This window comes from Longimicrobiaceae bacterium (assembly GCA_035936415.1).
GTDB lineage: Bacteria > Gemmatimonadota > Gemmatimonadetes > Longimicrobiales > Longimicrobiaceae > JAFAYN01.
In genome coordinates this window covers 1-10,180 of record DASYWD010000437.1, presented here as the reverse complement: position 1 = coordinate 10,180, position 10,180 = coordinate 1, and the positions used below count along the sequence as shown (strand labels likewise).

The following is a 10,180-nucleotide window of genomic DNA, read 5'->3' as shown; positions in this document are numbered from 1 at the left end:
CCGGGGTGGTGCCGGCCGCCGGGGCGAACGACGGGGGCGGCTCCATCCGCATCCCGGCGTCGCACTGCGGGCTCTTCGGGCTGAAGCCCACCCGCGGGCGGGTGCCGGCGGGACCGCATCACGGCGAGGTATGGGAGGGGGCCTCCCTGGACCACTCGCTCACCCGCACCGTGCGCGACAGCGCGGTCCTGCTCGACGCCATCGCCGGCCCGGACCCGGGGGCGCCGTACACCATCGTCCCGCCGGAGCGGCCGTACAAGGAGGAGGTGGGGCGCGCGCCGGGGCGGCTGCGCGTGGGCTTCTCCGCGCGCTCTCCGCTGGGGACGCCGGTGCACCCGGAGTGCGCGGAGGCGGTGCGCCGCACGGCCGCGCTGCTGGAGGAGCTGGGCCACATCGTGGAGGAGGCGGAGCCCGACGTCGACGGGCACGCCGTGGCGCGCTGCTACTTCGTGCTGTACTTCGGGCAGGTGGCGGCGACGCTGGACCGTATCGAGGCCGAGTCGCCGGGGGCCGGCCGCCGCGCGGAGCTGTCCACCCGCGCGCTCGCGGCCGTCGGGCGGAACCTCCCCGCCGGGGACTACGTCCGGTCCCGGCAGCGCTGGAACGAGTTCGCCCGGGCGATGGCGGCCTTCCACGAGCGCTACGACCTGTTCCTCACCCCCACCGTCGCGGAGCCGCCGGTCCGCATCGGCGAGCTGGCGCCGCGCCGGCTGGAGCGGCTGCAGATGCGGCTCGTCAGCGGGCTGCGCCTTGGCCGCCTCGTGCCCTTCATGCGCCTGGTGGACCGCCTCGCCACCGAGAGCCTGAGCCGCACCCCGTTCACCCAGCTCGCGAACCTCACGGGCCAGCCGGCCATGTCGGTCCCGCTGCACTGGACGCCGGAGGGGCTCCCGGTCGGCACGCACTTCGTTGCGCCCTTCGGCGAAGAGTCGACGCTGTTCCGGCTCGCGGCGCAGCTGGAGGAGGCGCGGCCGTGGCGGGAGCGGCGGGCACCCTCGCGCTGATCTCCGTCTACTTCGACAGCTGATCCCGCCGCCGTCCGCGACGGCGGCCTGGTGGTGCGCCACGGTGATCATGCTAGATTGAGGTAGAGGCGCGCTGGCTCCACGCGTCCTGGGGTGAAAACCGAGTCGTAGAAGTGCGGTTCGGGACCGCGAGGCCGGCCTCGGTGGCTCCGCTTCCTGCCCGGGCGCCAGGGGTGCTCGGCTACTCGAGGGAGACCTTGATGCATCCACGAGCGGTCCTGCTCCTCTCCGTCGTGGCCACGGCGGCGTTCCTGCTGGCCTCCCTGGCCTCGGCCCTTTCGCTGCTCGGCCACCCGGCGCGGCTGGTCGACGTGGTGGGGCTGTTCTTCGGCGGCTTCGGCTCGGGTGCGAGCCTGGTTGCCACCGTGCTCACGGTGAGGCATGGGGTCGGATCCAGGGCGGGGAAGCCCACGGTGGGAGGCCACGGGACGCTCCGGCGGTGAGCACGGTGGAGCGGTTCTCCTGCTCTGGTGTCGCCCCGTGCCACGCATGCAAAGCGTCAGGCGGCCTGGTTGAGCAACCTTCCTCGTGGAGCGACCTGTGGAGACGGTGACGCTGCTCGCCGGTGCAGTCGTGGTGCTTTCTGCCGCCTACTTGCTGGGCTTCGGCGTAGTTGCCGTCGCCGGTCCTGCCCGGGCATTCAGCTATCTGCGGCGCTTCGCGAGCACCCTTCCCATGCATGTGCTCGAGCTACTCGTCCGCTTTGTCGTCGGTGCCGCGTTCGTCGGCTACGCGTCGCGGATGCAGTTCGGCGGCGTGTTCCACACGTTCGGCGGCATCCTCGTCATCACGACGCTCGGCCTTGCGGTGGTCCCCTGGCGCTGGCATCAGCGGGTAGCACAGACGACCGTGCCTGCCGTAGAGCGGTACCTGCCGCTGATGGGCGCTGCATCCATCGCCGCTGGAGTGTTCGTGCTCTGGGCTGCGACGGTCCGGTTCCTGGGGTAAGCGCAGGAGGGGGGGAGCCGCCCGATGGAACACTCCAGACCGGAAGGAGAACCGCTCCACGCGGCTCTCAGGTCGTACCCCTCGACGGCAGGCGACGAGGCGGCGCGCACCTCCAGCGTAGTGATCCACTAGATCCCCCGCAGCCGCATCGCCTCCGCCACGCGGCGGATCGCCAGCATGAACGCCGCCTGGCGCAGCGGCACTCCGAACTCGGCGGAGAGTGCCCGCACCGCCTCGTAGGCGGCCCCCAGGATCCGCACCAGCTCCTCGTCCACGCGCGCCGCCGTCCAGCGGAACTGCTGTAGGTTCTGCACCCATTCGAAGTAGGAGACCGTAACCCCGCCCGCGTTGGCCAGGATGTCGGGGAGGACGGTGACCCCCGCCCCGGCGAGGATCTCGTCTGCAGCGGGGGTCACCGGGGCGTTCGCTCCCTCCACCACCATGCGTGCCCGCACGCTCCCGGCGTTGCGGCCGTGGATCACGCCGCCCAGCGCCGCCGGGACCAGGACGTCCACGTCGAGCTCCAGCAGCTCCTCGTTGGAGATCCGCTCCACCCCTCCCAGTGCCGTCACCGAGCCGTCGGACGCCACCGCTTCGGTGGCGCGGGTCGGGTCGATCCCGTCGCCGCTGAAGACGCCCCCTTCCACGTCGCTCACCGCCACTACCCTCGCCCCCAACCGGTGCAGGAAGTGCGCGCTCCAGGAGCCGACGTTGCCGTATCCCTGCACCGCCACCGTGGCCTCGCGCAGCTCCATCCCCAGGTCGGCGGCCGCGCGCTCCGCCACGATGGCCACCCCTCGCCCGGTGGCGGAGATCCGCCCCTCGGAGCCCCCGAGCTGCACCGGCTTCCCGGTCACCACCGCCGGGGTGAAGCCGTTGAACTTGGAGTACTCGTCCACGATCCAGGCCATCACCTGCGGGTCGGTGTTCACGTCCGGGGCGGGGACGTCCTCGTTGGGCCCGATGAAGGCGTGGATGCGCTCGATGAAGGTGCGGGTGATCCGCTCCACCTCGTCCTGCTGGAGGGTGCGGGGGTCGCAGTCGATCCCTCCCTTGGCCCCGCCGTACGGGATGTCCACCACGGCGGTCTTCCAGGTCATCAGCGACGCCAGGGCGCGCACCTCGTCCAGGTCCACCTCGGGGTGGTAGCGGAGCCCGCCCTTCATGGGGCCTCGGGCGTTGTTGTGCTGCACCCGGTACCCGTGGAAGGTGCGGAACTCCCCGTCGGCGCAGCGAAGCGGCAGCTCCACCATCACCTCGCGGTACGGGGTCTTGAGCGCCACCTGCACGTAGTCGGGGACGTCGAGGAGGCGCGCGGCGCGGTCGAACTCGTGGTTGACGGCCTCGAAGGGGGTGAGGTGCTCCGGCGCCGCGGGGGCGGCGGCGGCGGCCGGACGCTCGGCGCTCTCCAGGTCCTGCTTCTCGACGTGTCGGGGGTTCATGGGGGCTCCCGTTCCGGTGGCGAAGGTCGCGGCCTGCGTCCTCCGCCGCAGGAAGATGCATACCAGGGCGTCCGCTGCGCCGGCGAAGCGCGAGCCCCGGACGCCGCTACTCCTCGCCGCCGCCCCCGAAGGTCTCGTCCATGACCTCCCGGATGGCGTCCCCGCCGAAGCCGCGGCGCGCGAGGAAGGCGTAGAACCGCTGGCGCGCCCTGTTGCGGTCCTCGCCCGCCCGGGGCGACCACTTCGCCGCGGCCTCGCGCGCCAGCTCCGTCTCCGACACCTCCGCGTCCTCGAACACCTCGCTGATCGCCTCGTGCGCGGTGTCCATATCCACCCCCTTCATGCGCAGCTCCTGCGCGAGGCGGCGGCGGCCGCGCGGCTTGAAGCGCACCCGGTCGCGGACGAAGGTCGCGGCGAAGGCCGAGTCGTCCACCAGTCCCGTCCCCTCCAGCCCGGCGAGGCACTCCTCCACCACCTCCTCCGGAAACTCCTTCTCCCGGAGACGGCGGCGCAGCTCCTGGCCGCTGCGGGGGCGGAAGGAAAGGAGGTTCAGCGCCGCCTCGCGCGCCTTCCAGAGCCGGTCCCGGCGCTCCAGCTCCGCGAGCTGCGCCTCTGTCACCGTGTCGCCCACGTGCAGGTGGGCGCCCCAGGCGATCTCCGCGCCCAGGGCGAGGCGGAATGCGCCGTCCACGTGCACGTTCACGCGGTCGGGGTGGTTCTTCTGCGGCTCGATGGCGGTGATCTGCATGGGCTCCGGGCACGTCGAATGCGGGGGAGAGCGGCTGCCTGAATACCCCGAAACCGCCCCGTGCGTGCCCCTCGGCGAGGGTGCGGCGAGGCTTGTCGGGTGCGGGAGGGCGCGTTATCCTACGCGCTCCCCGCCCTCTTCCAAAACGTTCGAAACCGAGCCTCGATGGAGCGTTCCGCCCTGCTCGCCCCGGCCGGCCTCGCCGAGGTCCGCGCCCGGGAGTTCCCCTCGCTCGCCGGCACTGCGTACCTGAACGCCGCCTCCGTGGCGCCGACCCCGGAGCGGACCCGACGGGCGCTGGACGCCATGAACCGGAAGCGCGCCCGCATCGCGGAGTGGACGGACGAGGACTTCACCGGGCCCACGCAGCGCGCCCGCGAGGCCGCCGCGCGGCTCGTCGGCGCGGACGTGGACGAGATCGCGCTGGGACCGAACACCTCCTTCGGCATCAACCTGGCCGCGCACTGTCTCCCCGTCCCGGAGGGCTCCACGGTGGTGGTCAGCGACCGGGAGTTCCCCGCCAACGTGTACCCCTGGATGGGCCCGGCCTGCCCGGCGCGCCTGGAGATCGTCCCCGCCGACGCGCGGGGGCGCCCGGACGAGGACCGGATCCTGGAGCGGCTGGACCGCGGCGACGTCTCCGTCTTCGCCCTCTCCGCCGTGCAGTTCGCCACCGGCTGGCGCGCCGACCTCCCCCGGCTGGGCCGCTTCTGCCGGGAGCGGGGGATCTTCTTCGTGGTGGACGCCATCCAGGCGCTCGGACAGCTCCCCGTGGACGTGCGCGAGGCGGAGGTGGACGTCCTCGCCACCGGCGCGCACAAGTGGCTCTGCGGCCCGTTCGGCACCGGCTTCGCCTACGTGCGCCGCGAGCTGCACGAGCGCATGGAGCCGCACGTGGTCGGGTGGGCCTCGCTCCGCGCCTCCGCCGACTTCGCCGCGCTCCTGGACTACCGCTGGGAGTTCATGGAGGGCGCCCGCAGGTTCGAGGTGGGAACCCCGCCGGTCCAGGACTTCGCGGGGACGGCCGCCTCCATGGAGCTGCTCCTGGAGGTGGGGCCGGACCGGATCGAGGAGCACGTCCGGGGGCTGCTGGATCCGCTCGTCGACTGGCTGCACGCGCACCCGGAGGTGGAGGTCGTCAGCGACCTCGCCCCGGGGCGCCGCAGTGGGATCTTCTGTTTCCGCCCGCCGGCCGCGGAGGAGGTGTTCGCCGCGCTCACCGCCGCGGGGGTGGTCTGCGTGCTGCGCGAGGGCGCCGTCCGCCTGGCGCCGCACCTGTACAACGAAGCCGCCGACGTGGCGCGGGTGATCCGGGTCCTGGAGCGCGAGGTGGCGCGGTGAGCCCGCAGCGGCAGCGCATCTTCGACCTGCTGCGCGACGTCCGCGAGGAGTACGCGCCGGACCCGCGCCTGGCGGTCTTCGAGGTGGAGGCGGAGGTGGACGGCGACTCGCTGGTGCTCCTGGGCGCCACCTCCGAGGCCGACGCGGCCGAGGCGCTGCACCGCGGCTTGGCCGCGCTGGGCGGGTGGAGAACGGTGCGCGATGAGGTGGTGCGGCTCCCGGAGGTGGACGGCGCGGGGGTGGTGCACGCCGTGGTCACCGCCGCCACGGCGCCGATGCACGCCGCCCCCGCCATCAACACCACCCAGGTCTCCCAGTCCGTGCTCGGGCAGCACGCCACCGTGCTGCGGCGCTCCGGGCGCTGGCTGCAGTGCCGCACCGGCGACGGGTACATCGGGTGGATCCACTCCGGCTACGTCGCCCTCCTCGCCGAGGCCGACGCCGCCGCCTGGGCGATGGGAACCGAGGGCGAGGCGTTCCTCTCCCTGGGCGCCGAGCTGCGCGACGAGGCGGGCGAGGTGGTGGTGCGGCTCCCCTGGGGGGCGCGCGTGGTGCGGGAGGCGGAGGACGTCGTGCGCCTCCCCGACGGACGGCGCGGCCGGCCCTCCGGGGAGATGGTCTCCGCCGCGCTCCGGCCGCGGCGCTTCCCGCTCCGCGGCGAGGCGGTGGTGGAGACGGCCTCGCGCTGGATGGGGTCGCCCTACCTCTGGGGCGGCGTGACGCAGGCGGGGGTGGACTGCTCCGGGCTGGTGCAGGCGCTCTACCGGCTGCACGGGCTGGAGCTCCCGCGCGACTCCGACCTGCAGTCGCGGGTGGGGGAGGAGGTGGACCCCCGCGGGTTCGACGCCTTCTTCCCCGGCGACCTGCTCTTCTTCGCCGAGGAGCCGGGGCGCTGCACCCACGTGGTCCTCGCGGCCGGGGGCTCCCGGATCGTGCACGCCTCGCTGGGCAACGGCGGGGTGGCGCGCAACGACCTGGCCGGGGCGCTGAGCTACGAGCGGGAGCTGCGGCGGATCTTCCTGTGCGCCCGGCGGGTGATCGGCGGGGAGGGGTGAGCGGCGCGCCCGGCGACTCAGCGGAGGATGAGGAGGTGCACCAGGATCCACCCGAGCGTGACCCCGCTGATGGCCCCGGCCACGACCACGCCGATGAGCTGAAGCTTCTCCCTGGTTCGGACTCGCACCTCGCTCCCTCCGTCGCCGTTGCTGGAACCGACCTCCCCCGCGGTCCGGCCCCTTGCGAGGAGTGTGCCGGGGCGGGTGCGGACCGCGCCCGGGGGACCCCGGCATGATCGTAGGCATCGGCACCGACCTCGTCCAGGTCGCGCGCGTCTGGGCGCTGCTGGAGCGCAAGGGCGACCGCGCGCTCCGCAGGCTCTTCACCCCCGCCGAGGTGGCGCGCTGCCGCGGCGGCCGCAGCCCGCGCGAGTCGTTCGCCGCGCGCTTCGCCGCCAAGGAGGCGTTCTTCAAGGCGCTCGGCACCGGGTGGGGGCGCGGCGGGGCGTGGACCGAGGTGGAGGTGGTCTCCGCCCCGTCCGGCGCACCCTCCCTCCGCCTGCACGGGAGCGTCGCCGCGCTCGCCGAAGCGGCCGGGGTGCGGCGCGTGCACCTCGCCCTGACCCACACCGACGAGCTGGCCTCCGCGTACGTGGTGCTGGAAGGCGGGGCGGGACGTTGACAGCCCGTCCGTGCGGCTCCACTATCCCCGGCTCCCGCGACCCCGTCGCCCCGCAGCCGCCCCGGAGCCGGTGAACGCAGCCCTCCTGTACGCACTCGCCGCCGCCGTGGCGAACCTGGTCGGCGGGCTGCTGGTCACCATGGCCTCGCCGCAGGGCAGGGGCGCGCAGCGGCTGCTCATCGCCTTCGGGGCGGGGTTCATGCTGGCCGTCACCTTCCTGGGGATGATCCCGCACGCGCTGGAGGGCGGGCCGGGCGCCGCGCTGGGGATCACGGGGGGATACCTCCTGGTGCACCTCACCCAGCACGTCGTCACGCCCCACTTCCACTTCGGCGAGGAGACCCACGCCGAGGAGATGATGGGGCGCTGGGTGGGCGTCGCCGCGCTCCTGGGGCTCCTGCTGCACACCTTCTTCGATGGCGTCGCCATCGCCAGCGGCTTCGGGGTGAGCGCGGCGCTCGGGATCCTGGTCTTCACCGCCATCCTCCTGCACAAGGTCCCGGAGGGGGTCACCGTGGCCTCCATCATGCTCGCCAGCGGCAACAGCCGGCGGCGGGCGCTCGGCGGCGTGCTGCTCCTGGGCGTCTCGACGGTGGCGGGGGTGCTGGCGGCGGAGCACCTGGAGCCGCTCCGCGACCACGGGCTGGCGCTGAGCGCGGGGGTGACGCTCTACGTCGCCGCGTCCAACCTGATCCCCGAGGTGCAGAAGGAGCGGAGCTGGACGTCGGCGCTGTCCGTGTTCGCGGGGTTCGCGGTGTACTTCCTGGCGCGGTCTCTCGTGAGCGGGGTGGTCGAATGACGAGGGCGAACTGCTTGGAACGGCGGGAGTGGGCGTGCCCCCGGCTGGCGCCGGGGTCGGGCTGCGGCGCCGTAGGACGAGATACGACCTCGTCCAACGGCGGCGAGCCCGGCAAACTACGCCGGTCTCGCCCCTTCGGGCTCGCATCCCTCACGCGGGGGGCTCCTGTATGAGCGAAGACACCCTGCCGCTCTTCGGCGAGGAGCCAGCGGCGCGTCCCGCCGCGCCCGCGCGGCCGAAGGCGGGTGAAGACTCCGACCGGCCGCGCTCGGCCGCGCCGCTGGCGGAGCGGATGCGTCCCCGCACGCTGGACGAGGTGGTGGGGCAGGAGCACCTCGCCGGGCCGGAGGGGACGCTGCGCCGGCTGCTGCGGGCGGGGCACCTCCCCAACCTCATTCTGCACGGGCCGCCGGGGAGCGGGAAGACCACCCTCGCGCGGGTCATCGCGGAGGAGGTGGACGCCTCGTTCGTCCCTTTCAGCGCCGTGAGCGAGGGCGTCCCCCGCCTGCGGGAGATCGTCAAGGAGGCGGAGCAGCGCCGCCGCGGCGGGCGGGGGACGCTCCTCTTCGTGGACGAGATCCATCGGCTCAACAAGGGGCAGCAGGACTTCCTGCTCCCCTTCATCGAGTCGGGGCTCCTCACGCTGATCGGGGCCACCACGGAGCACCCGGGGTTCGAGATAAACCCGGCGGTGCTCTCGCGCTCGCGGGTGCTGGTGCTGGAGCCGCTCCGGCCGGAGGACGTGCGCGCCGTGCTGCACCGCGCGCTGGCGGACGAGGAGCGCGGGCTGGGCGAGCTGGGCGTCCGGCTGGACGCGGAGGCGGAGGAGGCGCTGGTGCGCGCCACGGGCGGCGACGCGCGGCAGGCGCTCACCGCGCTGGAGATCGCGGCCCGCCTGGCCGGTCCCGGCGCGACGCTCACCGAGGAGCGGGTGCGCGAAGGGCTGCAGCAGCGCACCGACCGGTACGACGCCACCCTGTCGTACGAGATGCTCTCCGCCTTCCACAAGTCGCTCCGCTCCTCCTCCGCCGAGGGGGCCCTCTACTGGGCCATGCGGATGATCCGGGGCGGCGAGGACCCCAAGACGCTCTTCCGCCGGATGATCGCCATGGCGTACGAGGACGTGGGGCTCGCGGACCCGCAGGCCGGGATCGTCACCGTCCAGGCGATGCAGGCGTTCGAGCGGCTGGGCGCGCCGGAGGGGTACCTCCCACTGGCGAACGCCATCCTCTACCTGGCCACGGCGCCCAAGTCCAACCGCGCCTACCTGGCGCTCCACGCCGCCACCGACGCCGCGGCGCAGCACCCCGACGCGCCCGTCCCCCTGCACCTCCGCAACGCCACCACGGGGCTGATGAAGGAGTGGGGGTACGGGAAGGACTACCGGTACGCCCACGACTACGAGGGCGCCGTGGTGGACCTGCAGTGCCTCCCGGACGTGATCGCGGGCGAGCGCTTCTACGAGCCCTCGGACCGCGGCTTCGAGCGCAAGCTCGCGGAGCGGATGCGGCAGCGGGAAGGCGGACGCGGGGACGCTTCCGCGGAGCCGCCGGCTTGAGCGGAGGCGCCGGTCTCCTCCTGCGGCTGGACGGGCGCAGGCTCCGCAGCGAGCTGCGCCGTCCGCGCGCGGGGACGCTGGCCGGGGTGGTCCTCCCCCTGGTTGTGCTCGCCGCCGGGCTGTTCGTGGCCGGGCCGCGGCTGCAGCCGCGCGTGGACGACGCGGACCGTTCGGTGCTCCTGGGGCTCTGGATCGGCGGCGCGGTCGGCTTCGTCGCGCACTCCGTCCTCCTTCGGCCCGCGGACGAGGGGTTCCTCCGCCGTCTCGGCATCCCCGCACAGGCCCTGTACGCACACCGCGCCCTCCGCCTGCTCGTGCTCTCCCTCGGCATCATGCTGCTCCTCCTCCTCCCCTTCGCCGCCGTGGGGCAGGACCTCGCGCGCCCGCTCGCCGTCGGCGCGGCGGCGGCGGCGGCTTCGTGGGGGGCGGGGCTCTTCTTCCTGTCCCGCGCGGCGCTCGCCGTCTCGAAACGGGGGAAGCCGGGGTTCTGGGCGGAGCGGATGGGGCCCGACCCCGGCCTCGTCCGCGTGGCGCCGCTGGTGTACGCGCCACTCTACCCGCTCCTGCTGGGCGCCGCGGCGGCGGGGTACGTGGGCCACGCCCCGGGGGTCGCGCCGCTCCGCCTTCTCGCCGTCGCGGCTG

The 10,180-nt window shown here is 74.0% G+C and carries 11 protein-coding genes; 9 read left to right on the top strand and 2 right to left on the bottom strand.

Going from position 1 to position 10,180, the window contains the following annotated elements; all coding sequences use genetic code 11:
* The 3 genes from VGR37_17890 to VGR37_17880 all read left to right on the top strand — a co-directional run.
* Positions 1 to 1,004: amidase family protein (locus VGR37_17890; GenBank protein ID HEV2149279.1), on the top strand; the 1,004-nt coding region annotated here is incomplete at its 5' end.
* Positions 1,005 to 1,225: 221 nt separating this feature from the next.
* The gene (locus tag VGR37_17885; protein HEV2149278.1) at positions 1,226 to 1,468 is read left to right on the top strand and encodes a hypothetical protein; all 243 of its coding nucleotides are present in this window, start codon (positions 1,226 to 1,228) and stop codon (positions 1,466 to 1,468) included.
* Positions 1,469 to 1,574: 106 nt separating this feature from the next.
* Complete coding sequence (locus tag VGR37_17880) at positions 1,575 to 1,973, top strand: hypothetical protein (GenBank protein HEV2149277.1); 399 nt, start codon at positions 1,575 to 1,577, stop codon at positions 1,971 to 1,973.
* 128 nt (positions 1,974 to 2,101) lie between these two features.
* On the opposite strand, the gene VGR37_17875 is transcribed toward VGR37_17880, so the two are convergent.
* Together VGR37_17875 and VGR37_17870 are read right to left on the bottom strand one after the other, a co-directional pair.
* A complete protein-coding gene (locus tag VGR37_17875; protein ID HEV2149276.1) occupies positions 2,102 to 3,415 on the bottom strand; it encodes a Glu/Leu/Phe/Val dehydrogenase dimerization domain-containing protein in 1,314 nt (437 codons plus the stop codon).
* Positions 3,416 to 3,521: 106 nt separating this feature from the next.
* Positions 3,522 to 4,163, bottom strand: a complete 642-nt coding sequence (locus VGR37_17870; protein ID HEV2149275.1) for a regulatory protein RecX — start codon at positions 4,161 to 4,163, stop codon at positions 3,522 to 3,524.
* Between the two features lie 165 nt (positions 4,164 to 4,328).
* Here VGR37_17870 and VGR37_17865 point away from each other — a divergent pair, with 165 nt between their 5' ends.
* From VGR37_17865 to VGR37_17840, 6 genes are all read left to right on the top strand, one after another.
* Positions 4,329 to 5,504 carry an aminotransferase class V-fold PLP-dependent enzyme gene (locus tag VGR37_17865; GenBank protein HEV2149274.1) on the top strand — a complete coding sequence of 392 codons (1,176 nt, stop codon included), beginning with the start codon at positions 4,329 to 4,331 and terminating at the stop codon, positions 5,502 to 5,504.
* Positions 5,501 to 6,559, top strand: coding sequence for a C40 family peptidase (locus VGR37_17860; protein HEV2149273.1), 1,059 nt, complete (start codon positions 5,501 to 5,503; stop codon positions 6,557 to 6,559). Before VGR37_17865 ends, VGR37_17860 begins: the two co-directional genes overlap by 4 nt.
* 232 nt (positions 6,560 to 6,791) lie before the next feature.
* Entirely contained in the window at positions 6,792 to 7,181 is a 390-nt protein-coding gene (locus VGR37_17855) for a holo-ACP synthase (protein HEV2149272.1), read from the top strand.
* 70 nt (positions 7,182 to 7,251) lie between these two features.
* Positions 7,252 to 7,980 carry a ZIP family metal transporter gene (locus VGR37_17850; protein ID HEV2149271.1) on the top strand — a complete coding sequence of 243 codons (729 nt, stop codon included), beginning with the start codon at positions 7,252 to 7,254 and terminating at the stop codon, positions 7,978 to 7,980.
* Between the two features lie 169 nt (positions 7,981 to 8,149).
* A complete protein-coding gene (locus tag VGR37_17845) occupies positions 8,150 to 9,538 on the top strand; it encodes a replication-associated recombination protein A (GenBank protein ID HEV2149270.1) in 1,389 nt (462 codons plus the stop codon).
* Positions 9,535 to 10,180: hypothetical protein (locus VGR37_17840; GenBank protein HEV2149269.1), on the top strand; the 646-nt coding region annotated here is incomplete at its 3' end. The genes VGR37_17845 and VGR37_17840, both read left to right, overlap by 4 nt.